This window comes from Devosia sp. 67-54 (genome assembly GCF_001899075.1).
Lineage (GTDB): Bacteria > Pseudomonadota > Alphaproteobacteria > Rhizobiales > Devosiaceae > Devosia_A.
Window position 1 is genome coordinate 16326 of sequence record NZ_MKVA01000011.1, and the last position, 23435, is coordinate 39760.

At 68.6% G+C, this 23435-nt stretch carries 22 protein-coding genes; 6 read left to right on the top strand and 16 right to left on the bottom strand.

All coding sequences use genetic code 11. The features are described 5' to 3' along the window. The first annotated feature begins 4 nt into the window (after positions 1-4). The gene (locus tag BGO82_RS16865) at positions 5-1447 is read left to right on the top strand and encodes a protein adenylyltransferase SelO family protein (RefSeq protein ID WP_291306789.1); all 1443 of its coding nucleotides are present in this window, start codon (positions 5-7) and stop codon (positions 1445-1447) included. Here BGO82_RS16865 and BGO82_RS16870 read toward each other — a convergent pair. Continuing rightward, positions 1399-3444, bottom strand: a complete 2046-nt coding sequence (locus BGO82_RS16870) for an adenylate/guanylate cyclase domain-containing protein (RefSeq protein WP_291306790.1) — start codon at positions 3442-3444, stop codon at positions 1399-1401. The two genes, BGO82_RS16865 and BGO82_RS16870, sit on opposite strands and share 49 nt — an antisense overlap. A gap of 42 nt (positions 3445-3486) precedes the next feature. Then, positions 3487-4266 (bottom strand): FecR family protein, encoded by a 780-nt coding sequence (locus BGO82_RS16875; protein WP_291306791.1) that lies wholly within the window; start codon positions 4264-4266, stop codon positions 3487-3489. A 248-nt stretch (positions 4267-4514) separates the two neighbouring features. Here BGO82_RS16875 and BGO82_RS16880 point away from each other — a divergent pair, with 248 nt between their 5' ends. Next, a complete protein-coding gene (locus BGO82_RS16880) occupies positions 4515-4901 on the top strand; it encodes a DUF3307 domain-containing protein (protein WP_291306792.1) in 387 nt (128 codons plus the stop codon). Between the two features lie 4 nt (positions 4902-4905). Here the strand turns inward: BGO82_RS16880 and BGO82_RS16885 are convergent, their stop codons facing one another. From BGO82_RS16885 to BGO82_RS16895, 3 genes are all read right to left on the bottom strand, one after another. Further along, a complete protein-coding gene (locus BGO82_RS16885) occupies positions 4906-5370 on the bottom strand; it encodes a cyclic nucleotide-binding domain-containing protein (RefSeq protein ID WP_291306793.1) in 465 nt (154 codons plus the stop codon). A gap of 108 nt (positions 5371-5478) precedes the next feature. After that, a complete protein-coding gene (locus BGO82_RS16890) occupies positions 5479-7278 on the bottom strand; it encodes an IlvD/Edd family dehydratase (protein ID WP_291307565.1) in 1800 nt (599 codons plus the stop codon). 83 nt (positions 7279-7361) lie between these two features. Then, positions 7362-8402: a LacI family DNA-binding transcriptional regulator gene (locus BGO82_RS16895; RefSeq protein WP_291306794.1), complete on the bottom strand. Its 1041-nt coding sequence runs from the start codon at positions 8400-8402 to the stop codon at positions 7362-7364. Positions 8403-8609: 207 nt separating this feature from the next. Between BGO82_RS16895 and BGO82_RS16900 the strand changes: the two genes are divergently transcribed. The 3 genes from BGO82_RS16900 to BGO82_RS16910 all read left to right on the top strand — a co-directional run bounded on the left by BGO82_RS16900 (position 8610) and on the right by BGO82_RS16910 (position 11555). Continuing rightward, positions 8610-8984, top strand: a complete 375-nt coding sequence (locus BGO82_RS16900; protein WP_291306795.1) for a hypothetical protein — start codon at positions 8610-8612, stop codon at positions 8982-8984. 281 nt (positions 8985-9265) lie between these two features. Continuing rightward, complete coding sequence (locus BGO82_RS16905; RefSeq protein WP_291306796.1) at positions 9266-10366, top strand: acyltransferase; 1101 nt, start codon at positions 9266-9268, stop codon at positions 10364-10366. Between the two features lie 61 nt (positions 10367-10427). Then, positions 10428-11555 (top strand): acyltransferase, encoded by a 1128-nt coding sequence (locus BGO82_RS16910; RefSeq protein WP_291306797.1) that lies wholly within the window; start codon positions 10428-10430, stop codon positions 11553-11555. Here BGO82_RS16910 and BGO82_RS16915 read toward each other — a convergent pair. The 11 genes from BGO82_RS16915 to kdgD all read right to left on the bottom strand — a co-directional run bounded on the left by BGO82_RS16915 (position 11552) and on the right by kdgD (position 22062). After that, a complete protein-coding gene (locus BGO82_RS16915) occupies positions 11552-12271 on the bottom strand; it encodes an ABC transporter ATP-binding protein (RefSeq protein ID WP_291306798.1) in 720 nt (239 codons plus the stop codon). The two genes, BGO82_RS16910 and BGO82_RS16915, sit on opposite strands and share 4 nt — an antisense overlap. Next, positions 12268-13110, bottom strand: a complete 843-nt coding sequence (locus tag BGO82_RS16920; RefSeq protein WP_291306799.1) for an ABC transporter ATP-binding protein — start codon at positions 13108-13110, stop codon at positions 12268-12270. Before BGO82_RS16920 ends, BGO82_RS16915 begins: the two co-directional genes overlap by 4 nt. Next, positions 13107-14009 carry an ABC transporter permease gene (locus BGO82_RS16925; RefSeq protein ID WP_291306800.1) on the bottom strand — a complete coding sequence of 301 codons (903 nt, stop codon included), beginning with the start codon at positions 14007-14009 and terminating at the stop codon, positions 13107-13109. Before BGO82_RS16925 ends, BGO82_RS16920 begins: the two co-directional genes overlap by 4 nt. Next, entirely contained in the window at positions 14006-15043 is a 1038-nt protein-coding gene (locus BGO82_RS16930) for an ABC transporter permease (RefSeq protein WP_291306801.1), read from the bottom strand. Before BGO82_RS16930 ends, BGO82_RS16925 begins: the two co-directional genes overlap by 4 nt. A gap of 243 nt (positions 15044-15286) precedes the next feature. After that, positions 15287-16879, bottom strand: coding sequence for an ABC transporter substrate-binding protein (locus tag BGO82_RS16935; protein WP_291306802.1), 1593 nt, complete (start codon positions 16877-16879; stop codon positions 15287-15289). A 59-nt stretch (positions 16880-16938) separates the two neighbouring features. Continuing rightward, positions 16939-17433, bottom strand: coding sequence for a hypothetical protein (locus BGO82_RS16940; RefSeq protein ID WP_291306803.1), 495 nt, complete (start codon positions 17431-17433; stop codon positions 16939-16941). Continuing rightward, positions 17430-18032 (bottom strand): cupin domain-containing protein, encoded by a 603-nt coding sequence (locus BGO82_RS16945; RefSeq protein ID WP_291306804.1) that lies wholly within the window; start codon positions 18030-18032, stop codon positions 17430-17432. The genes BGO82_RS16940 and BGO82_RS16945 overlap by 4 nt, the downstream gene beginning before the upstream one ends. Positions 18033-18133: 101 nt before the next feature. Further along, positions 18134-19096 carry an NAD-dependent epimerase/dehydratase family protein gene (locus tag BGO82_RS16950; protein WP_291306805.1) on the bottom strand — a complete coding sequence of 321 codons (963 nt, stop codon included), beginning with the start codon at positions 19094-19096 and terminating at the stop codon, positions 18134-18136. Between the two features lie 88 nt (positions 19097-19184). Further along, on the bottom strand, positions 19185-20147 hold the full coding sequence (locus BGO82_RS16955) for an HWE histidine kinase domain-containing protein (RefSeq protein ID WP_291306806.1): 963 nt from the start codon (positions 20145-20147) through the stop codon (positions 19185-19187). A 110-nt stretch (positions 20148-20257) separates the two neighbouring features. After that, on the bottom strand, positions 20258-20995 hold the full coding sequence (locus BGO82_RS16960) for an NAD(P)H-binding protein (protein ID WP_291306807.1): 738 nt from the start codon (positions 20993-20995) through the stop codon (positions 20258-20260). A 158-nt stretch (positions 20996-21153) separates the two neighbouring features. After that, complete coding sequence (gene kdgD, locus BGO82_RS16965; RefSeq protein WP_291306808.1) at positions 21154-22062, bottom strand: 5-dehydro-4-deoxyglucarate dehydratase; 909 nt, start codon at positions 22060-22062, stop codon at positions 21154-21156. Between the two features lie 189 nt (positions 22063-22251). Between kdgD and BGO82_RS16970 the strand changes: the two genes are divergently transcribed. Continuing rightward, positions 22252-23382, top strand: a complete 1131-nt coding sequence (locus BGO82_RS16970) for an enolase C-terminal domain-like protein (protein ID WP_291306809.1) — start codon at positions 22252-22254, stop codon at positions 23380-23382. Positions 23383-23435: the final 53 nt, after the last annotated feature.

Here is a 23435-nt window from a genome sequence, read left to right on the forward strand (position 1 = left end):
CACGATGGTCACGCTGACCCCCTCCACCGCCCACACCACGCTCGGCCCCGCCTTCTACGACGAAGTCGTCCCCGCGCACTTTCCCGAGCTGACGCTGCGCTATCGCAACCAGCGGGCGGCGGCGACGGTGGGGCTCGACACCCTCACCGAGGCGCAATGGATCGAGCATTTCGGCCGCTTCGTGCCCATTCCCGGCTCGCTGACGACGCCGCTGGCGCTGCGCTATCACGGCCACCAGTTCCAAGCCTACAACGCCGACCTCGGCGACGGCCGCGGCTTTCTGTTCGCGCAACTGCAGGACGATGCCGGGCGGCTGCTCGACCTCGGCACCAAGGGCTCGGGCCGCACCCCGTGGTCGCGCATGGGCGACGGGCGGCTGACGCTGAAGGGCGGCGTGCGCGAGGTGCTGGCGACCGCGATGCTCGAGGCGCTCGGCGTCGATACCAGCAAGAGCCTGAGCCTGGTCGAGACCGGCGAAGAGCTGGAGCGCAGCGACGAGCCGTCGCCGACGCGCGCCAGCGTGCTGGTGCGGCTGAGCCACGGCCATGTGCGCATCGGCACCTTCCAGCGCCTCGGCTTTCTCGGCGACACCGGCAATCTGGGCCGGCTGCTCGACTATGCGCTCGCGACCTATCTGCCCGGCGTGGCGCCGCCCGGCGACAATGCAAGGGCGGAGAAATTCCTCGCGGCGGTGGCCGAGCGCGTGGCGGCGACCGGCGCCGACTGGCTGGCGGCGGGGTTCGTGCATGGCGTGCTCAACTCCGACAACATCAACATCACCGGCGAGAGCTTCGACTACGGCCCGTGGCGCTTCCTGCCGCACTACGACCCCAATTTCACCGCCGCCTATTTCGACCAGACCGGGCTTTATGCCTTCGGCCGGCAGCCCGACGCGCTGGCGTGGAATTTGACGCGGCTGGCCGAGGTGCTGCTGCCGCTCGGCAGCCATGACGGACTCGAAGCGGCGCTCAACCGCTTCTGGCCGGCGTTCCAGCAGGCGATGTGGAGCGCCGCTCTACGCCGCCTGGCGCTGCTGCCGCGCGGCGCAGCGGAGGATGCCGAGCTGGTGGTGCGGATCTTCGGCTTCCTGCACTCAAGCGGCATCCGCTACGAGCAGTTCTGGTTCGACTGGCGCGGCGGCACGCTGAGCGCCGGGCGCGCGGCGCGGAGCCCCGCCGCCGACGCCTATGCCGGCGACGCCTTCGCCCCGGTGCGCGCGGCGCTGGCGCCCTATGTGGCCACCGGCACCGCCAATCTCGACCACCCCTATTTTGCCCGCGCCGTGCCGCGCACCATGCTGATCGACGAAGTGGAGGCGCTGTGGGCGCCCATCGCCGAGCGCGACGACTGGAGCGCGCTCCACCGCGTGCTGGGCGAGATCGAGGAGATGCGGCAGGCCTATGCCGGCGATGCGAAATCGTCGGCACGGCCCGCCGCCAGCTCGTAGAAGCGGACCAGCCGGGGGTCGACGGCCGGCGCCAGCTCCACGCAGCGCGCGAGAGTGCCTTTGCCCGCCAGCCAGTCGGCATGCGCGGCGCCGAGCGCCAGGAAGTCGGGGCGCTGCGCCAGCGCCGCATCGCCCAAGAGGATGTGGACGCGCAGCCGCGCTGCCTTGCCCTTGAGCTGCACCGTGCCGGCCTCGAGCCAGGCGAGATCGGGCACGGCGCGGCGTGTCGCGTCGGCGGCGACGATGTCGAAGCCGACGAGCTTGCTCTCCCCCTCGACGCGCGAGGCGACATTGACGGTATCGCCGATGGCCGAATAGTCGAAGCGGCTTTCGAGCCCCATATTGCCCACCAGCGCCTCGCCGGTACTGAGCCCGATGCCGATGGCGATGCCGTCGAGCCCGCCATCGTCGTTGAGCGCGGCGAGCGTGGCGCGCATCGCCAGCGCCGCCTCGCAGGCGCGACGGGCATGCCCGGCCACATCCACCGGCGCGTTCCAGAACGCCATGATGGAATCGCCGATGAATTTGTCGATGGTGCCCGAGCGGGTGACGATCTCGGCGCCCAGCGCCCCGAACAGCCGGTTGAGCATGCCGAAGGTTTCGGTGGGCGCATGCGCCTCGGTGAAGCTGGTGAAGCCGCGCATGTCGGCGAACATCACCGTGATCTCGCGCGCCTCGCCGCCGAGCTTGAGCTGGTCGGCGCTCTGCTCGATGCGCGCCAGCAATTGCGGCGACACGTAATAGCCGAAGGCGCGGCGCAGTTCGCGCCGGTCGTGCTCGGTCAGCGAGAACTGCGCATAGACCATGGCGCCATAGGTGACGAGCGCGCCGATGGCGGGGAAGGTGGCGTCGAGCAGCCAGCCCTTGAGCGCGAAGCCGGCGAAGGCGCCGCCGATCATCGCCGCGATCAGCACCACCGCCAGCGCCAGCCCCGCGAGCGGGCCCAGCCGCAGCACCACCGGCACCAGCAGCGCTCCGGCGATGACGAACACCAGGATTTCGAGCCCCTGCACCCAATCGGCGCGGGTGAGGTAGCTGCCCGACACGATCTGGTCGATCACCGCCGCATGGATGCGCACCCCGGCGATGGCCGGGCTGAGCGGCGTCGCATGCAGGTCGAGCAGGCCGCTGGCCGAGGTGCCGACGAGCACGATGCGGCCCGAAACCTGGTCGGCCAGCGAGCGGTAGTCGTCGCCGAGCAGCGCGCCGGCCGAGATCACCTCGCGCGGATCGGGCCGCTTGTCGTAGAGCACGATGTCGCCCGAAGCGGTGGTGGGCACGGTGAACGGGCCGAGCTTCAGCGCTTCGAGCGTGCCGTCGCCGCGCGTGTCGCCCAGCGCCACCGGCGTCGTCACCCCCAGCGCCAGCCGCAGCGTCTCGATGGAGAGGCCGGGATAAAGCTGCGTGCCGTCGCTCCACAGCAGCGGCACCTCGCGCACCACGCCGGCCGAATCGGCGGTATCGAGGCTGAGGCTGCCGAGCCCCGACGCGGCGTCGGCGAGCTGCTTGAGCGGCCCCACGGCGCCGGGCAGCGCCGGCAGGTTCGGCGTCGGGTCGCTGCCCGAAATGGCGAAGCCGCTTTTGGGAGGCGTCGCCAACGGCGGCGCGTTGGGAGCGAGCGAGAAGCCGAGCACGGTCTTGCCGGCGGCGAGCGCGGCGGCAAATTGCGCGTCGTTGTCGCCGCCCAGCCGGTCGGGCTCGGGAAACAGCACGTCGAAGCCGATGGCGGCGGCGCCGAGCTCCTCGAGCCGCCGGGTGAGCGTCGCGAGCTCGGCGCGCGGCCACGGCCATTGCCCGTATTTCGCGAGCGAGGGCTCGTCGATATCGACCACCCGCACCGGCGCGTCAGCGGCGGCGCGCGGCAGCAGCCGCTGCTCGAAATCGAAGCCGAGGTCGCGGATGGTGGCGACCGGCAGCGGATCGGCGAGCCGAAGCAGCGCCAGCAGCGCCACGAGGCAGAGACCCAGCACTGTCGGCAACAGCCTGCGACCGATCATGCGCTGTTGTAGCCGATTATGCGAAAAATGACGAGCGGCGTTCTAGTGATGCGTGAGCGAGCCGATGTCGAGCCGCCCCGGCGGTGTGCCCGACTGGGTCGGGGGCGGCGTGTCCTGGTCGCCGGTGTTGGGCGTGCCGATGCTCGGCGGCGTCGCCGCCTCGGGCGGGTTGTGCAGGCACTCATAGGCGCGCGCGAACCAGAAGGGCCGGAGCAGCGGCGACTGGTTGTCGGCATAGCGGAACTCGGTCTTGAGCTGGGTGCGGAAATCGCCGGTGGTGACCTTGGCGCTGCCCAGCACCGCGGCGCGGCTGGTGATCTGCCCCAGCGTGCACAGGTCGTGCAGCGTCGTCCACTTGCTCTCGCCCTTGGCGCGGAAGAGCACGGTGCCGAGGTAGTGCAGGATCATCGTCGAGCCGTCGGTCGGCGAGACGTAGACGTCGAACTGCGTGCCGCGCACGCCGATGGTGCCGGTGGGGGTGTTGAGCTCGTAGCTCGGCTTGGGGCCGTTGCCGGTGGCGAAGCGGAAGGTGCCCGACAGCATGTCGACGGCGAATTTGCCGGCGCTGCCGTCGTTGCGCAGCAAATAATCGTCGATCTTGAGCGCCGATTGCGGCCCGACCACCAGCTTGGTGTTGTCGGCGAACAGGATCTGCACCTGCCCCTTGGGCCCGGTCTTGACCAGATCGCCGATGAAGATGTCGGAGCCGACCACCAGCGTGCGCTCGGCGCCCCCCAGATCGGCGGCGGCCGCCGGATTGACGCCCTTGGCGCTGCCCGCCGCGGCATCGGCGAAGGCCGGGGCCGACAGGGAGGCAGCCATGAGGACTGCGGCGATGCCTGCGAACACTCTGCGCATAGTGACCCTCAAGAGCTGAGCCCGACGGGCGCCCGCGACCTCTCACCTCGCGCCTGAACGGCGAGTGAACGATAGCATTCCCGAGCCGGTGGCGTCGACTCTTCGGCGCTTGCGCCCGCTCCGGCTTGCTGCAATGGTCCGTGCCGCAACGGGGACGGTTCCGGACCGCGCGCCAGGCGGTCCGGCTTCGGCTGGGGGGCCGGAGAGGAAGCATGACGGCGATTTTCTTCGGCCTGCTGGTCGGCCTCGAGCTCAAGCACTATGTCGCCGACTACTTCCTGCAGCCCGGCTGGATGCTGGGCGGCAAGGGCGATTTGCGCCATCCCGGCGGCTATGTGCATGCCGGCATCCACGCCGGCCTGTCGCTGCTGGTGCTGCTGCTGTGCGCCACGCCGCTGTGGCTGGCCGCGCTGCTGCTGGTCGCCGAATTCGTGGTGCACTACGTGCTGGATTTCGCCAAGATCCACTATTCCAGGGGCGTGCACGTCGACAGCCGGCCGCGCCGCTTCTGGGCCCTGCACGGCATCGACCAGCTCACCCACCAGCTCACCTATGCGGCGATGATCTACGCCGTGCTGCGCGTGAAGGGGCTGGCTTGACGGGCTAGCGCTTCTTCTTGGCCTTGGCGTCGTCGGGCGATTGCACCAGCTGCGCCAGGATCTTGTCGACGAGGTCGAGGTCCTCGCGGCGGCCGGCGGCCTGCTGCTGCAGATCGACCAGATACGAGGTGGTGTAGTAGAGCCGCCGCGCCAGCAGCGCCGCAAGCTCGAGCGCGATCTCGGCCTGGCTGCCGAGAAACCCGATGGGATCGTCGATCACATAGGCCTTGACCGTCGACAGCGCCTTGACCGTGGCCGAATACGGCATGTCGAGCAGCACGCTCATTTCGCCGAACAGCGAGCCGGGCTCCTCGATGTAGCTGACCTGCGTGCCCTTGCGCAGCACCTCGACCTGGCCCTCGACGAGCACGAACAGCTTGCGCTCGTTGCCGCCCTCGGTGATCAGGACGGCGCCCGATTTGAACGTCTCGGCCTTGCGGCCCTGGCAGTAGTCGAGAATATCCGGCATCGGCAGGTCGCTCCCAAGCGATCCCGCCCCAATAGAGCAAAGCATCGTTCCGTGCAATCTGCAGGCAACGCTGCAAATTGCACGGAAAACGGGCGAGGAGACCGCGCGCTAGTGGTTGTCGCGCGGGATGCCGGCCGTCTGCGCCAGCCGCTGATACTTGACCGCCGGCTTCAGCACCGCGCCGTCGCCGAGCTGGTCGGTGATGCCGCGCTGGATCTCCTGCCACGGCGTCTGGTGCTTGGGATATTGGTAGCCGCCCATCGAGGCCAGATCCGCCTGCCGCTTCCGAATCTCGTCGTCCGAGATCAGGATGTCGGCATGGCCGCTGTTGAGGTCGATGCGCACCCGGTCGCCGGTCCTCAGGATCGCGAGGTTGCCGCCGGCGGCGGCCTCCGGCGAGGCGTTGAGGATCGAGGGCGAGCCCGAGGTGCCCGACTGCCGCCCGTCGCCGATGCAGGGCAGCGAGTGGACGCCCTGCTTGATGAGGTAGGCCGGCGGCCGCATGTTGACCACTTCGGCGGCGCCCGGATAGCCCACCGGGCCGGCGCCGCGCATGAACAGCATGGTGTATTCGTCGATGGCGAGGGCCGGATCGTCGATGCGGTGGTGGTAGTCCTCCGGGCCGTCGAACACCACCGCCTTGCCCTCGAACATGTTGGGATGCTTGGGGTCGGAGAGGTAGCGGTCCTTGAATTCCTCGCTGATCACCGAGGTTTTCATGATGGCGTTGTCGAAGAGGTTGCCGCGCAGCACCAGGAACCCGGCCTCCGCCTTCAGCGGATTGTCGAAGCGGCGGATGACCTTGTCGTCCTGGATCGGCGTGTTGCGGCAGTTCTCGCCGATGGTCTTGCCGTTGGCGGTAGGCGCGTCCTCATGGATCAGCCCCTGCCGCATCAGCTCGTTGACCACCGCCGGCACGCCGCCCGCATGGTAATAGTCCTCGCCCAGATACTCGCCGGCCGGCTGCAGATTGACCAGGAGCGGCACCTTGTGGCCGACGCTCTGCCATTCGTCGATCTTGAGCTCGACGCCGATGTGGCGGGCGATGGCGTTGATGTGGATCGGCGCATTGGTCGACCCGCCGATGGCGGAGTTGACCACGATGGCGTTGAGGAAATTCTGCTTGGTCAGGATGTCGGAGGGCTTGAGGTCCTCCTTGACCATGTCGACGATCCTGAGCCCGGTGCGATAGGCCATCTCCTGCCGGTCGCGATAGGGCGCCGGAATGGCGGCGCCGCCCGGCAGCTCCATGCCCAGCGCCTCGGCCAGCGAGTTCATGGTCGAGGCCGTGCCCATGGTGTTGCAATAACCGGTGGAGGGCGCCGACGACGCCACCAGGTCGACGAAGCCCTTGTAGTCGATCTCGCCCGCCGCCATCATCTGCCGGGCCTTCCACACGATGGTGCCCGAGCCGGTGCGCTCGCCCTTGAAATAGCCGTTGAGCATCGGCCCGACGCTGAGCGCGATCGCCGGAATGTTGACGGTCGCCGCGCCCATCAGCATGGCCGGCGTGGTCTTGTCGCAGCCCACCGTCAGCACCACGCCGTCGAGCGGGTAGCCGTACAGCACCTCGACGAGGCCGAGATAGGCGAGGTTGCGGTCGAGCCCGGCGGTCGGGCGCTTGCCCGTCTCCTGGATCGGATGCACCGGAAACTCGATGGCGATGCCGCCCGCCTCGCGGATGCCGTCGCGCACGCGCTGCGCCAGCACCAGATGGTGGCGGTTGCAGGGGCTGAGATCGGATCCCGTCTGCGCAATGCCGATGATCGGCTTGCCCGACTGCAATTCCTCGCGGCTGAGGCCGTAATTGAGGTAGCGCTCGAGATAGAGCGCCGTCATGTCCGGGTTGTCGGGATTGTCGAACCAGGCACGTGATCTGAGCTTCCTGTCAGACATGCCTTTACCCATCGTCGTCATCGTCGGCCTCGAGGTGAAGAGTGTGCGTCAAGCCATAGCGCATCGGCGCCCGGAAAGAGAGCCCTCTTTTCGGCTTAGGCGTTCGGTTTCTGGCGTTTTCTGAACGTGCTCTCGCGGACCACGAGGCTGATCGGCACCTGTATGACAGGCTCGTCCACCCGCCCGTCCGTGAGCCGCGTCCGCAGCAAAGTGCCCGCCTGCCGGCCGATCTCGTAGGGCGCGGTGTGCACCGTGGTGACCTGCGGCCGGGTGTGGCCGGCAAAGAACAGATCGCCATGGCCGGCGATGGCGATCTCGTCGGGCACGCGCCGGCCCATTTCCTGCAGCCGCATCAGCGCCCCGACCGCCATGATGTCGCTGGCGAACGCCATGGCGTCGCAATCGGGCAGCTTGGCGAGCACGGTGTCGACGATGGCGGCGCCATCCTCCATTTCCACGCTGCCCTCGGCCGGCTGCACCAGCGCGAGGTCGCGGCCGCCGCGCCGCAGCGCCTCGCGAAATCCCTCGAGCCGCGGCTGCCCGCGGATGCCGGTGTGTCCGATATAGGCGACGCGCTCGAACCCTTGCTCGGCGAAATGCTCGCCCAGCAGCCGGCCGCTGTCGCGCCCCGGCGAGATCACCAGCATGTCGACGGGCGTCTCCGACTCGCCCCAGAATTCGAGGATCGGCACCCGCAGCGAGCGCAGATAGGCGCGCGCCTCGTCGCCGCGCACGATCCCCGAAAACACGAACGCCGCCGGCCGGAACGGCAGCAGCGCCCGGATCTGCTCGGCCGACAGCTCCTCGGTAAAGCGCGCCTGCGAGAAGGTGAGGCGGTAGCGGGTGTCCTCGAAGGCGTCGATCATGCCCTGCATGGCCGCGGCGTAGTGGACGTTCTGCAGGCTGGCCACGACCACCAGCACGAAGGTGGATTGCCCGGACCTGAGGCTCGAGGCGATGGAATTGACCATGTAGCCGGTCTGCGCCACCGCCTCCTCGACGCGCCGGCGCGTCTCGGGCTTGACGATGTCGGGCGTGCGCAGCGTGCGCGACACGGTGATCGGCGAGACGCCCGCGGCGCGGGCGACGTCCTCCACGCGAACCGGCCGGTCCGCGCCCTTCTCCGTTTCGTCCATGCCGGCCCCCCGAACTGCGGCCATCCCCCAACAACAGGCCCGCGCGACGTGAACAACGCGTGCCATGAAGCAACAACGGCAACAAAACCCGCTTTACCAGCCCGCGGCGCTGCCCGCCGTTCAAATCTAGCCGGCTGCCAATATTTCCGGCGTCTTGAATTTGCCAGCTTGGCATGGCCAAGTCATGCCGATCAACACGGGACCGTCATGCGCTCGACCGCTCTTTTCGCCGCCGCCCTCGCCCTTACCGCAGCGGCCACGCCGGCTTTCGCCTTCTGCACGCTGTGCAATTCCGCCGTCCGGCTCGATTCGGCGCTCGCCACCTGCTTTGCCAACCGCGCCGACGACGAGCTCGCGGCGCTGGCCCAGAGCGGCAAGAGCTTCGTCATCGTCGACCTCAGCGACTGCCAGACGCGCGGCGGCCTGCCCACCGGCAATGCCACCGGCGCCGCGCCGCTCGACACCCAGTTCGTCGCCGACGGCCCCGGGCTCAAATGCCTGAGCGCGCAGATCGCGGCGGCCGACGACACCACGCTCGAGCCGAGCCGGCTGTTCGACCTTGGCAAGGACTGCCCGCAATAAGGCGCGCGATGCGCCCTCTCGATGCTGCCCCAGCCGCATCTCGTTCAATCCACGTCGTCATTCCCGCGAAGGCGGGAATCCAGGCAGAGCTTCCAGACGTCCGCGGGGCCGGTCTGGATTCCCGCTTTCGCGGGAATGACGATGCGGTGAAGGATGGTGAGATGCCCTCTCGGAGACGTCCGCCCCGCCCCCTAGCCAGCCGTTAACTCTGCGCACCGGCCATTGAGGCGCATTTGCCGCGCGAGGCGTAGGATTTGCCGGAGTTTGCTTTGCGCGGCCCCATGCCCAGCTCCGACAGCCACCGCCTTTACGGCCTGCAGATCCTCCGCTTCTTTGCGGCCTTCGCCGTGCTGCTCGAGCATGTGATGCACGAGGCGCTGAGCTTCGGCATCACCCCGAACGGCCTGATCGCCACGCTGGAGCCGGTGGATTTCGGCGTCGGCGTCGATGTGTTCTTCGTCATCTCCGGCTTCATCATGCTCCACATCTCGGCCGACAAATTCGGCCGGCCGGGGGCCTCGGGCGAGTTCCTGCTGCGCCGTATCGTGCGGCTGGTGCCGCTCTACTGGCTGTTCAGCGCGGCGATGCTGGCCGCCATGCTGCTGGTGCCGGGCCAGCTCGCCCATACCCATTTCGATGCGGCGCACATCGCCGCCTCCTTCGGTTTCATCCCCTGGCTCGATGCGACCGGGCTCGCCCATCCGGTGCTCGGGCTCGGCTGGACGCTCAACTACGAGATGTATTTCTACGCCGTCTTCGCCCTGATGCTGCTGCTGCCGCTGCGCGCCGGGCTGTGGACGCTGTGCGGCCTGTTCGTGCTGCTGGCGGCGACGCATCTGGCGATGCCGCCGGGCGCCGTGCAGCTGGTGTTCTGGACCGACCCGATCATCCTCGAATTCCTGTTCGGCATCGGCCTTGCGCTTTTGGTCCGCCGCGGCCTGCGCCTGCCCGCCTGGCTGCCGCCGCTGCTGCTGGTGGCGGGCATCGCCGGGCTCGGGTTCGGCCAGCTCGTCGACATCGGCGGCGCCTTCGACCGGCTGCTCACCGCCGGCATTCCGGCGGCGCTGGTGGTGGCCGGAACGGTGTTCGCCCGCGCCCATGCGCCCGGCCCCGTCGGCCGCGCGCTGGTGCTGGGCGGCGACGCCTCCTACGCGCTCTATCTGTCGCATCCCTTCTCGATCAATCTGGTGATCCTGGGCTGGCAGAAATTCGGCTTCGCCGCGCCCCGGCTGTTCATTGCCACGGCCATCGTGGCGGCCGTGCTGGTCGCCATCGGCGTGCACCTGCTGCTCGAGCGGCCGCTGCTCAGGGGCCTCGGCGGCCTGCTGCGCCGCCGCCCCGTGCCGGCGCCGGCCGCCCTCCCCGTTAACGCTGGCGAGTGATCGCGCCCCGCCGGCGGCACGGGCGGGTGTAGAACGCCAGCCTCTGTTGCGGAGCACCAAGATGAGCCCCACCTCCGGCAAGCGTGTCGAAACCATCGACGTGTTCCGCGGCCTCGCCATCCTGATGGTGGTGCTCTACCACTTCACCGCGCGGCTGCCGGCCGAGGCGATGAACGTTGCCGGCATGCCGGCGCCGCCGGTGTTCTTCGGCTGGGCCGGCGTCTATTTCTTCTTCGCCATTTCGGGCTATTGCATCTATCTGACGCTCGAGCGCTCGGCGACGATCTCGCTGTTCCTCGCCCGCCGCTTCTCCCGGCTCTATCCGGCCTTTCTCGCGGCGGCGCTGTTCCTGTTCGCCTACGGGCTCATCGCCCCCGTGCCCTCCATCCCGGCCGCCGATTTCCACGAGCGGCCCTCGACCCTCGTCGACCTCGTGCTCAATCTGCTGGTGGTCGGCGACGGCCGCTGGGTCAACGGCTCGTTCTGGTCGATCGCAGTTGAAATCAAGTTCTATATCGGCCTCGGCCTGCTCGCTCTGCTGGTGCCCGACCGGCAGAAGCTGGCGACGCTCTTTGCCTGGCTGTCGCTCGCCGCGGCGCCGTTCTGGCTGCTGGCGATGGGGTACGCGCTCGGCGGCGGCAGCCATCTTCCGCAAAAGCTCATCGGCCTTGCGACCATCGCGCCGTATTTGCCGTTCTTCGCCATCGGCATTCTGGCGCGCACCCACAGGCCGGGCTCTCCGCTCGGCGCGCTGCTGCTGGCGCTGTGCTTCGTCGAAGGCGCCGCGGTGATCTTCATGACCGCGCTCGACGGCTCGCCCGACGTGCCTGCCGCCGCGCTCACCACGCTGATCACCATGGGCCTGCTCGGCGCGCTGGTGGCGTTCGGCGCCGGCGTGCCGATGCCGCACGTGCCGGGGCTGTCGCGCACCGTCGCGGCGCTCGGCTTCGTCAGCTTCTCCTGGTACCTCGTGCACGAGAATCTCGGCGCGAGCTTCCTGTTCAACCTCAACCGGGTGATGCCCAACACGCTCGCCGTACTGCTGACCGTCGGGGCGACGCTGCTCATCGCCTGGGTGTTCTCGCAACTGGTCGAGTGGCGCTTCCGCAAGCCGTTCGAGGCCTTCGCGCTGAAGCTGCTGGGCGCCGTCGCCGCCCGCTTCCGCCGCGCCGGCCCGGTGCGTGCCTAGGACGCCGCGACCAGCGCCCGGGTGTAGTCGCTCCGGATGTCGCGCGCCCGCAGCGCCTCGCGCGTCAGCGTTTCGACCAGCTCGGCATTGCGCATCACCGCCAGGCGGTCGCACATGTAGCTGATCACCGCCAAATCGTGGCTGACGATCACGAAGGTGAGGCCGAGCTCGCCCCGCAGGCGGTTGAGCAGATTGAGGATTTCCGCCTGGATCGAGACGTCCAGCGCCGAGGTCGGCTCGTCGAGCAGCAGGATCTTGGGCTCGAGCGCCAGCGCCCGCGCGATCGACACGCGCTGCCGCTGCCCGCCGGAAAGCTCGTGCGGAAAGCGGAAGCGGAATTTCGCCCCGAGCCCGATGAGCTCGAGCAGTTCCACCGTGCGCCGCTCGATGTCGGCCATGCGGTTGATCCGCATCGGCTCGGCGATCTGCTCGCCGACCACGTAGCGCGGGTGCAGCGACGCATAGGGGTCCTGGAACACCATCTGGATTTCGCGCGCCAGCCGCTTGCGCGGCGTCGCATGCGCGTCGAGCCCGTTGATGGCGATGCGGCCATCCCAGTCGCGGTTGAGGTTCATGATCGAGCGCAGCAGCGTCGACTTGCCCGAACCGGATTCGCCGACGAGGCCGAAACTCTCGCCGTCCCTGACGGTCAGCGACACGTCGCGCACCGCGATCGAGGGCCCGAAGCGGACCGTGAGGTGCTCGATCTCGATCATGAGGCCGCCCAGCCCGCATCGCGGTTGAGGGTGGGGAGCGGCGTCAGCGGCCCGTCGATGCTGGGCAGGCACGCCAGCAGCCCACGCGTATAGGGATGCGTCGCCTGATGCAGGTGGCTCGCCTGCAGGTCCTCGACCACATGGCCGGCATACATCACCAGCACCCGGTCGCAGAAGCGCGACACCAGGTTGAGGTCGTGGCTGATGAGGATGAGCCCCATGCCGCGCCGCGTCACCAGCTCGTCGAGGATGCTCAGCACCTGCGTGCGCACCGTGACGTCGAGCGCCGAAGTCGGCTCGTCGGCCACCAGGAGGTCGGGCTCGCGCACCAGCATCATGGCGATCATCACCCGCTGCCCCATGCCGCCCGACAGCTCGTGCGGATAGAGCCCGAACACCCGCTCCGGCTCGCGGATCTGCACCGCCTCCAGCATGGCGAGGGCGCGCTTGCGCGCCGCAGCGCCGGAGATGCGCCGGTCGCCGATGCGGATGGCCTCGACGATCTGCCGGCCGACCTGCATCACCGGGTTGAGCGAGAATTTCGGGTCCTGCAGGATCATCCCCATGCGGCCGCCGCGCAGCGCTCGCCGGACCCGCGGGGTCGCCGATGTGAGATCGAGCCCGTCGAAGCTCATGCGCTCGACGCTCATCCGCGCGTAGGGCGGCAGCACGCCGAGCAGCGCGCGGCCGGTGAGGCTCTTGCCCGAACCGCTTTCGCCGACGATGCCGAGCTTTTCGCGCCCGAGGCTGAGCGACACGCCGCGCACCGCCTCGGTGAAGCTGCCGTCGTCCTGCCGGAACGACACGCGCAGATTGTCGATGTCGACGAGACTGCTCATCGCCGCTGCCTGAGATGCGGGTCGAGCAGATCGCGCACCGCATCGCCCAGCAGATTGAAGCCGAGGCTGACCACGAAGATGGCGATGCCGGGAATGGTCGGCACCCACCATTGGTCGAAGATGAAGCGGCGGCCGGTCGAGATCATGGCGCCCCATTCCGGCAGCGGCGGCTGCGCCCCGAGGCCGATGAAGCCGAGCCCGGCGGCGGTGAGGATGATGCCGGCCATATCGAAGGTGACGCGCACGATCACCGAGCTCAGGCACATCGGGATGACGTGAAAGACGATGATGCGGAAGGGGCTCGCGCCGGCGAGCCGCGCCGCCGCCACGTAGTCGGAATTGCGCACCACCATCGCCTCGGCCCGCGCCAGCCGCGCATAGGGCGGCCAGGCGGTGAGCGTGATGGCCAGCGCCGCATTGACGATGCCCGGCCCGAGCGCGGCGACGAACGCCAGCGCCAGCAGCAGCTTGGGCACCGCGAGGAACACGTCGGTGATGCGCATGAAGATGCGGTCGGTCCAGCCGCCGACCGTGCCCGACACCGCGCCGATGATCAGCCCGATCGGCGCCGAGGTGACGATCACCAGCCCGACGATGAACAGCGTCAGCCGCGAGCCGTAGACGAGGCGCGAATAGATGTCGCGGCCGAGCTCGTCGGCGCCGAACCAGAATTCGGCGCTGGGCGCCGAGAGCCGCTTGCCGAGGCTGGGCAGGTACGGATCGTGCGTGGCAAGAAGCGGCGCGAAGATGGCGACGAGGACCAGCAGCACCACGATGGCGAAGCCGACGACGCCGAGCGGATTGCGCAAGAAACGCCGCACGAAGACGCGGAACTCGCCGAGCCGCGCCGCCCGGAGCGCCCGCCGCGGATCTTCGATGGGGTCGCTGACCACGCTCATGTTCTCTGTCCCCGCGAGCGCGGATCGAGCGTGCGATAGAGCACGTCGCTCAGCGTGTTGATCAGCACATACACCGCCCCGACCAGCAGCGTGCCGCCCAGCACCGCATTCATGTCGGCGGCGAACAGCGACTGGTAGATGTAGTTGCCGATGCCGGGCCAGGAAAAGATGGTCTCGACCAGCACCGAGCCTTCGAGCAGCCCGCCATAGCTGAGCGCGATGATGGTGACCAGCGGAATGGCGGCGTTGCGCAGCGCGTGGTTGGCGACGACGCGCAATTCGCTCGCGCCCTTGAGGCGCGCCGCGAGGATGTATTCGCGGCTCAATTCGTCGAGCATCACCGAGCGCGTCATGCGCGCGATATAGGCGAGGCTGTAATAGCCGAGCAGGATCGCCGGCAGCGTCATGTGGCCGACGGCGTTCCAGAACACGTCGGTCTGCCCGCCGAGCAGCGAGTCGACGAGGATGAAGCCGGTGACCCGGGTGACCACGCCATTGTAGAACACGTCGAGCTGCCCCGGTCCGGCCACCCAGCCCAGCTTGTAGTAGAACACGAACAGGCCGACGAGGCTCAGCCAGAACACCGGCACCGAATAGCCGACAAGGCTGACGACGCGGATCAGGTGATCGGGCCATTTTTCGTGCCAGTAGGCCGAGGCGACGCCCATCGGGACGCCCAGCACGACGCCCAGCACCAGCCCGATGGTGGAAAGCTCGAGCGTCGCCGGAAAGAAGGTAAGCAGATCCTGCAGCACCGGCCGCGTCGTCTGGAACGAAATTCCGAAGTCGCCGCGCAGGATGCCGGCGATGTAGCGCCAGAACTGCACATAGAGCGGCTGGTCGAGCCCGAGCTCGAGGAACACCTTCTGGTAGGCCTCGTGCGTGGCCTTGTCGCCGACGATCTTGAGCGCCGGATCGATGGGAATGACGCGGCCGATGAAGAAGGTGAGCGCCGCAAGGCCGACCAGCGTGATGGCCACGGTGACCAGCCAGCTGCCGACGCCGGTTGCGATGCGCAGGGCACGGGAGGTCATGGGACCGGCACCAGGGCCGGCGCCCTCCTCCCCCTTGCGGGGAGGGGCCGGGGGTGGGGGCCGCAATCACCGCCGGCGCTCGTTGCCCCCCTCCCCATCCCTCCCCCGCAAGGGGGGAGGGAGCCCCAACTGCGCCCTTCGGCGGCGGAACTCTGGCGGGCGTTGGTGGGAATGACGGTCACCGAATATCTTCAGCCGGATGAGGGGGAGGCCGCAACCATGGCGGTCGCGGCCTCCCGACGCTTACTCTTTGCTCACGCCGCCATAGCGGTCGTCGGAGTAGGTGAAGCCGAGCACCAGGCCCTTGACGTTGGCGCGGGTCGCCACCTTGCGGGTGCCCTGGAACATGTAGACGAAGGGCGAGGCGTCGGCATGCGCCTTTTCGAGGTCGACATACATCTGCCGGCGCTTCTCCACGTCCTGCTCCTTGACCGCGGCCAGCGCCTGGTCGGAGAGCGGGCCGGAGTTCCAGCCGAAGCGGTCGGCGAGGTCGGAGGTGCCGTCCGGATCGCCCGGGATGTTGACGGTGAAGGTTTTCACGTTGGAGTTCGGATCGGGATAGTCCGGTCCCCACAGGCCCATCCACACGTCGAGGTCGTGCTTGCGGTACTTGTCGAGCCACTGGCCGCCGTCGACCACTTCGAGGTTGAGGTTGATGCCGGCCTGCGCCAGCGTCGACTGCACCGCCTGCGCGAACTCGGTATAGGGCGGCACGTTCCACACCACGGTGTCGAGCGTGAACGGCAGCTTGACGCCGGATTCGGCGAGCAGCGACTTGGCCTTGTCGAGGTCGAGCTTGTACGGCGTGTAGTCGATGCCGCCGCCCAGGAACCCGTCGGGGATCATCGTCTGGTGCACCTTCATGGTGCCCTTGCCGATGGTGTCGGCCATGCCCTGGTAGTCGACCAGGTATTTGATGGCCTGCACGACTTTCGGGTTCTTGAGGTTCTCGTTCCGGAGGTTGAGGCCGAAATAATAGAGCGTCGTGTCGTTGCCCTGGAGGACGTTGATGTCCTTGTTGCCGGCGATGGCGGCGAAGTCGTCGGGGCCGAGCTTGTTGGCGACGTCGATGTCACCCTTTTCGAGCGCCAGCCGCTCGGTGGCGCTTTCCGGCATCTGCTGGAAGAACAGCTTCGAGATCCCCGGCGCCGTCTGCCAGAAGTTCGGATTCCTGCTGAGCAGGATCGACTGCTTGGGCTCCCATTTGGTCAGCATGTAGGGGCCCGAGCCGGCCGAATTGGCCTGCTTCAGCCAGGCATTGCCGAGGTCGCCATTGACGTCGTGCTCCTTGACCAGCTTGGAGTCGACGATGCCGCCGGTATAGGACGACAGCACGTAGAGCACGAAGCTGGGCGCATATTGCTGGTCGACGGTGAACTGCAGCGTATCGTCGTCGAGCGCCTTGATCTTGTCCTTGACGTTGTCCTTGGTGAAGCCGAACTGCGTCAGGATGAACGAGATGCGGGTGTTGAGCAGCACCGGGCGCTGCAGCGAGAACTCGGCGTCGTGCGCCGTCACCGGATTGCCCGAGGCGAATTTGGCGTCGCGGTTCATCTTGAAGGTGAAGGTCTTGCCGTCGTCCGACACCGTCCAGCTCTTGGCCAGCACCGGGATGATCTTGGTCGGATCGTTGATGTCGAAGGTGACCAGCGGCTGATAGATCTGCTGGCTGATCAGCACGCCGGCGACCTCGCTGACCTCGCCCGGATCGAGCGTGATCACGTCGTCGATCGCGTCGGCGACGACGAGGGTGTCTTTTGGCGTGGCGGCATATGGGCTCGACGTGAACAGCGCCACGCCGAGGGCCACGCCGGCAAGCGCTTTGAATAGGCGCATGGCAGTCTCCCTGTTGAATGCATGATGACTCCGGCTCATGCGGCCGGTTGGCAGAACTCTCATCGCGTGCCGATCTCCGGATAGGTGAAGACCAGCGCCGCGAGCGGCAGCAGCGCGTTGACCGCGCCGAGCACATCGGGCGTGAAGATGCCGGCATCGCCGAGCAGATTCACCGTGCCGCGCGTCGCCCCGCCGATGACGATCGGCATGCACAGCGTCGCGCCGTACCCCATGGCCTCGAGCTCGGCGGTCTCCGGAATATAGACCGCCATTTCAGCCGGGCTGTTGCCGACGATCGGCAGCTTGTCGACATAGATGCGCCGCGACCAGGCGGCCTCGTCGATGGGATCGGACGCCCCGAGCGGAAAGTGCTTCGGATCCGACGTGCCGATGCGGCGGGTGAGCTTCTGCGCGGGCACCGCCGCGAGCCAGGTCACGGTGCGCACCCTCGGCAGATCGAGCAGCAGCCCGTTGAGCACGTCGAGCAGCGCGTCGGGCCCCGTGGCGAGGGCAACGCTGAGGCGCGTGGCGATCTCGGGCTCGAGCGGGATCATGGCTGGAACAACTGCATGGTGCCGACCCACAATTCGATGGCCGTCTCGGCCCCGATATTGGTGCGCCGATGCGGCTTGTGCGAATCGAAGTGCAGCGTGTCGCCGGCGCCCAGCTCGTAGCTCGTCCCGTCGACCTCGTAGAGCATGTGCCCGGCGACGAGGTAGATGAAGTCCTCGCCGTCATGGCTCATCATCTCCGAGGCATGCCCGGGCAGCACATGGGTGAGGCAGGCATTGAGCCTGGCCTCGGCAAAGCCCGGCTCGAGAAATTCGTAAAAGCGCGTATTGCCGGTGCCGGCCTCGAACAGCGGCCGCTTGCCGGCGCGGGTGACGACGCTGTGCCGCCGGCCCGGCGGCTGCGCCACGAACATGTCGACCGAGCAGTCGAGCGCCTTGGCCACGTTGTAGAGCGAGCTCAGCGACGGCGTCGAAATCCCGCGCTCGATCTGGCTGATGAAGCCGATGGTGAGGCCGGCCTCGTCGGCCACCTGCTGCATGGTCTTGCCGAGCGCCTTGCGGCGGGCGCGGATGCGCGCCCCGAGGCCCTTGCCGTCCTCAGGCAGCTCCAGCTCCACCGGCCATGCCGCACTCTTGCCCATCCGGTTCGCGCCCGCCCCATCGCGTGAAACTTTAGTGACACTAAATTCGGGCGTGGAACGGAAGTCAACCGGATGTTGATGCGGGAGCCTTGGCGCCTCGCCTATCCCCGTTCCGCCGCGATCGTCGCCAGCAGCGCCTCGCGCTCCGGCACGATCTCGGCGAACCCCAGCTCCTCGCGGATGCGGGTCGTATCGAGGGTCAGCGGATAGCGCAGATCCGAGGCATCGGCGCGGTCGGCGAGGAGCCCGCGCGTTTCGGGCGGCACCTCCAGCACCTCGATCGGCCGGTTGAGCACCACCGCGAAGCTCAGCAGCCATTCGATCGGCGTGCGCACGAAAGCCTGCCCGACATTGTAGGTGCGGCCGGCCGCCTGCGGCGCGGTGGCGGCGAGCGCGATGGCCTCGCCCACATCCTCGACATAGCCGTAGGAATTGGGCCAGCGCGCCGCCCGCTGGTCGATCTCGACCACCCCGCCGCGCTCGACCGCCTCGATCGCCCAGCCGAAGCGGTGCTGCTTGTCGCCCGGCCCGAACACCATGGGCGCCCGGATCACCGTGGTGGCAAAGCGCCCGTCGCCGGCCGTCGCCTCCTCGAGGATGATCTTGTCGTAATCCTCCAGCATGTCGGCCTCGACGCCCCTGGGCCGCCGCTCGTTCTGCCGGTAGGGGTGGCGGAAGCTGCGCAAGGGATCGTCTTCCTTGGCCGGCGCCGCCTGCACCGGCGGCGTGTCGCGCCTGAGCAGCCCGCCATAATTGGCATAGACGTCGACCGAGCTCAGCAGCACATAGCGCCCGCCGACCGCCCCCATCGCCTCCAGCATCGGCGCGGTGTTGCCGAGGCCGAGCGCGAAGATGTCGATGACGGTGTCGACGCCGTGCTGCTGGAAGATCTCGACGAGCCGCCGCCCGTCCTGCCGGTCGGCGGCAACGAAGCGCGCGCCCTCGGGCACCGCGACCGGATGCCGGCCGCGCGCCAGCACCAGCGGCTCGAGCCCCCGCGCCAGGAGCCGCCGCGCCACGGCGCTGCCGATGAACCCCGTCCCGCCACAGACCGCAACCGTCATGCCGATTCTCTCCCCGCCGCTGCGGGCCGGACCAGACCATGCCGCGAGGGTCGCCGGCAAGCCGGCGGAGGCGGGCGGGCGGCAAGCCTCAGGCAGCCGGCGCGGTCAGCCGCCAGTGGAAGCCGGGGGCGGAGAAATCGAGCTCGACCGAGGCGCCGAAGGCGCTCGACACCATGTCGACGATCACCCGGTGGCCGAAGCCCTTGTGGCTGGGCGGCGTCACCGGGTTGGGGTTGTGCTCGCGCCAGTCGACGCTCCAGCCGCCGCCGGCGGGCGCCTCCCATTGCAGCCGCACCTGCCCGTCCGGCACGCTCAGCGCCCCGTATTTGAGGCTGTTGGTCGACAATTCGTGCAGCGCCATGCCCAGCGCCTGCGCCCCCTGCGAGGCGATGCGCAGGCGCGGGCCGGCGGTCAGCACGCGCGTCCCCAATAGGTCGGGAATGAAGGCGAGCTGCGCCTGCACCAGCTCGTCGAGCCACACCCCGTCCCAGTCGTTGCGCAGCAGCAGATCGTTGCTGGCGCCCAGGCTGAGCAGCCGCTGGTCGAGCGCCTGCACGAACTGTTCCGGCTCGGCGCCGCGCGCCGTCTGCCGCGCCAGCGCCTGCACCACCGTCAGCAGGTTCTTGGTGCGATGGTTGAGCTCGCCCATCAGCATCCGGCTTCGCGCCTCGGCCGCGAGCTGCTCGGTGATGTCGGTGTTGACCCCGGTCATGCCGAGGAAGCTGCCGTCCTCGGCAAAGCGCGGATTGGCCTCGGTGCGCATCGTCCGGTAGCTGCCGTCGGCGCGCCGGTAGCGGGCCTCGACCACGAACGGCGTGTGCGTCGCCATCGCCCGGGCGAACGGCCCGCTCAGCACGCCGACATCGTCCGGATGCACCGTCGAGGTCCAGTCGAAATCCTCGAGGCGCACCGGATTGACGCCCCAGAACGCGCGCAGCGCCTTGTTGAGGAACATGCATTTGCCCTCGGCGTCGCCCATCCACAGCATGGCGGGCGACGTCTCGGCCATGGCGCGAACCAGCCCTGCGGAGTCGCGATCGGACAGTGCCACCTCAACCCCTTCGCCGGCGGAATGCCGGCCGTCCCCCGCGCGGGGCCCGCCCATATTAGCGCCCGGGCCGGCCCGCCGCCAGACGTTCCGGGACTCCCGCCCGGCCGCGCCTACGCGCCCGGCTGCGGCCAGCGCCAGGCGGCCGACCAGCCGAACTCTGCCTTGGCGTGCTCGCTCAGCACCGTCCCGTCATCTTCGGCCAGATTGTAGACCCCGGGCGCGCCGTGCTCCGCCGCCAGCACCGCGGCATGGGCCGCCGCATCGACGTGCAGCGGCGCCGCGGCCGGCGGCGTGTCGACCCCGGTGCCCGGCCCGTAGAGCCGGCCGTAGCGCAGCACCAGGCCGGCGAGCGGTGCCGCCAGCACCTGCTGCTCGAGGCTGGCGACGCCGCGGGCGGTGATCCCGGCCCGCCCCTCGGCCGCCACCGCCAGCGCATCGGTTTCGGCATGCGGCAGCGGGCCGTCGGCATAGGCGAAGGCGATGCTCTGCGCCACCAGCCGGCTGGCGCCGGCGGCGATTGCGGCCGCCACCAGATTGCGCGTCCCCGCCTCGCGCAGCCGCGCATTGGCGAGGCCCGCCGCCGCCATCCGGGCCGGATCGAGCCCGGCCGGCAGGTCGGTCAATTGATGCATGACGATTTCGGGAGCGGTCGCCGCCACCGCCCGCAGCAGCGCCGCCGCGTCGTAGACGTCGACCACCACCGGCTCGACGCCGATCGCCGCCAGCTGCGCCGCCCTGGCGGGCACCCGCGTCGTGCCCACCACGCGCCAGCCCGCCGCCAGCAGCATCGGCCCGAGCCGCCGCCCGATGGCCCCGGTCGCGCCGGCAAGAAACACGGTCCGCGTCATGACTGCCTCCAACCCGCGGTCTAGCGCCGCGAGGCCAGCGCCGCAAAGGAAAAGGGCCCTTGCGGGCCCTCGTCATCCAGCGTGGCGCTGACGGTCCGGGGGCAGGCGTCGTAGCTGCGGGCGCCTGCCCCGGTCCGGCATGTCGGCGTCCGACGCATCTAGTCTCGATGCTGTTCCACGAGGCCGCGCAGCATGTCGAGCTCCTCCGGGGTGAGATCGGTAAGCGGGGGCCGGACCGGACCCGGGGTGAAGCCGGCGAGCCGTACGCCGGCCTTGATGGCGGCCACGGCATAGCCTTTCTGGCGATTGCGCAGGGCGACGAAGGGATAGAAGAACTCGGCGAGAATTCGTGTCGTCGTTGCCTCGTCGCCCTGGCGCAAGGCCGTATAGAAGCGCTGCGCGAGCCTGGGCACGAAATTGAAGACGGCGGACGAATAGGTCGACACCCCCGCTCCCAGATACGCTCCGGCGATGAGCTCGGCCGTGGGCACGCCGCCCAGATAGGACAGCCGGTCGCCAAAGCTGGCGGTGACTTCGCGCACCGTCGCCAGATCGCCGGTGCCATCCTTGAAGCCGATGAAATTGGGGCAGGCATCGGCCAGCCGGCGCAGCGTCTCGCTGGTGAAGCGCGCATTGTCGCGATTGTAGATGATGACGCCGATGCCCACCGCGTCGCATACGGCGCGTGCGTGCCGGAAAAGGCCTTCCTGGCCCGCCTCGACGAGATAGGGCGGCAGCAGCAGGATGCCGTCGGCACCGGCTTTTTCGACGGCGCGCGCCATCGGCCTGGCGATCGCCGCGCCATAGCCGCAGCCGGCGACGATCGGCGTGGCGCCGGCCACCGATTTTGCCGCCCGGACGACTTCCGGCACCTCGTCGGGGGCCAGCGAGAAGAACTCGCCGGTGCCGCCTGCCGCGAACAGGGCGGCGGCCCCGAACCCCGAAAGCCAGCCGACATGCTGCTCATAGGCGCCGCGATTGAAGGCCGACCCGTCGGCGTCGAACGCCGTTACGGGAAACGACAGAAGGCCCGCGCCTAAGGCGGATCGAAGGGCGTAGAGGTCCATTGGGTACGGCTCCAGTCAGGCAATCACATGCAGCCGCTCCTAGCAGAGATATGATCCATGTCAATATAGATCATATCTCTAGCCGGCTGACGAGCGGGAGTGCGGATCATTCTTGACACGTGGTCATATCACTGGCTTACTCCGGTCTCCGGAGGCGTCTTGCGGCCGGGCCGGCAAGGGAGATTGCTCATGTCCAGCGGCGAACTGCGCATTACCGGGATCGTGGTCGATCTGGTGCGTTGGCCGCTCAAGATGAAACGCCAGCACGGCGTTGGTGGCGTGCAGCACGAGATGCCGGGGGCGATCGTGAAAATCACCACCGATGCCGGCATCACCGGCTGGGGCGAGGTGGCGCCGTGGTCGGTGTTCACCGGTACCGCCGAGCAGAATGTCAGCGGCATCGCGACCTACATGAAGCCGCTGCTGATCGGGGCCGATCCGCGCAAGGTGACGACGCTGATGGGGGAGATCGACCATGTCCTCACCGGCCACAGCGAAGGCAAGGCGGCGGTGGAAATGGCGCTGCTCGACATCGTCGGCAAATATTATGGCCTGCCGATCGCGCAATTGCTGGGCGGCTATCATCGCGAACGCGTGCCGCTCAGCGTGTCGATCGCCAATCCGGACTTCGAGGCCGACATCGCCTTTGCCACGCAGGTCGCGGCCCAGGGCTACAACATCTTCAAGGTGAAGACCGGCTTTGCCGGCCATGCGCAGGATCTGCGCCGGCTCGAACGGCTGCGCGAGATCCTGCCCGCGACGGCCGAAATTCGCGTCGACTACAATCAGGGGCTGGACCCGTGGACGGCCGTCAGGCAGTTGCGCGATCTCGAAGCCTTCGCGCTCACCTTCATCGAACAGCCGGTGAAGCGGCACCAATGGGATGCCATGGCCCAGATCGCGGCGGCCATCGACACGCCCATCATGGCCGATGAGAGCGTCTTCTCGCCGTCGGACGCCCTCGCCATGGTGCGTCAGCGCTTCGCCGACGTCGTCGCGATCAAGCTCATGAAGAGCGGCGGCATCATGCGCGCAAGAGAGGTGTCGGCGATTGCCGAGGCCGGCGGCATAGCCGGCTACGGCGGCGTCATGTTCGAGGGCGGCCTCGCCTGCGCCGCCGGCCTGCATACGGTCGCGGCGACGCCGAACATCAGTCTGGGCGCGGAATTCTACAGCTCGACCTGGGTCCTCGCCGTCGACATCCTCGAGGAGCCCTTGCGCATCGAAGACGGGCTTTCGGTCGTGCCGACCGGGCCGGGGCTGGGTGTCCGCGTGAACGAGGAAGCCGTGCGCAGCATCAGCGTTGCCCGGCACGAATAGCGACTGCAGCAACAACCTAGCAACAGAGGGAACGACATGGACTTCGATAGACG